At 56.6% G+C, this 592-nt stretch carries 1 protein-coding gene; it reads right to left on the bottom strand.

Features of this window, described 5'->3' with window-relative positions; all coding sequences use genetic code 11:
- A partial coding sequence (locus EII35_RS15590; protein ID WP_148098976.1) for a hypothetical protein occupies positions 1-302 on the bottom strand: 302 nt, incomplete at its 3' end.
- Between the last annotated feature and the right edge of the window lie 290 nt (positions 303-592).

The raw sequence follows: 592 nt of genomic DNA, 5'->3' as shown, positions 1-592 counted from the left end.
TGCAACTTCCAGATGAAATCAATCATGTCAACATCCGTCATCACACTCCACGGCTCACCCCAAGCACCACAAAACGCCTCCACATACCTGGGCCAGAAATCCACCACCGCCACATCCCCCAGTAGATTCCCCTCCCAGTTCCTCACCAGATCAAAGTCGACGTCAGACAACTCACCGGTCTCATCATTACCCATGACCAGAACAATCTGGGACCCCCCCTCCTCATACCTGTACCGGGATTCGATATTCGTGGGCTCCCACCCGAACTCCGCCGCCAACCCCGGAATGTCACGCATCCTCACTGGAGCAGGCAACCCCGCCAGACGCTCAATCCAACCCCGGGCCGTCTCAAACGAAATATGCCTCAAGACGTCATCGACCCCCTCCTCCACTGGTCGAGCCGGACCACGAGCACCAGCGAGCAGCTCGATCAACGACGGAAATCACCACCGCTCCTCCGTCCAGTCAGACGTGGTGAAAGAACAGGCAATCAAAGTAGGTTTCAGATAAATCTCAGCATACCCCTGCTCATGCAGCTTCCAAATCAACGTCGACGGATCCGTCATCACACTCCACGGCTCACCCCACACCC

Origin of the sequence: Arachnia propionica, assembly GCF_003932785.1 — a bacterium.
Classification (GTDB): Bacteria; Actinomycetota; Actinomycetes; order Propionibacteriales; family Propionibacteriaceae; genus Arachnia; species Arachnia propionica_B.
The sequence above is the reverse complement of the archived record's forward strand: the minus strand, read 5'-3'. Positions and strand labels throughout refer to the sequence as shown.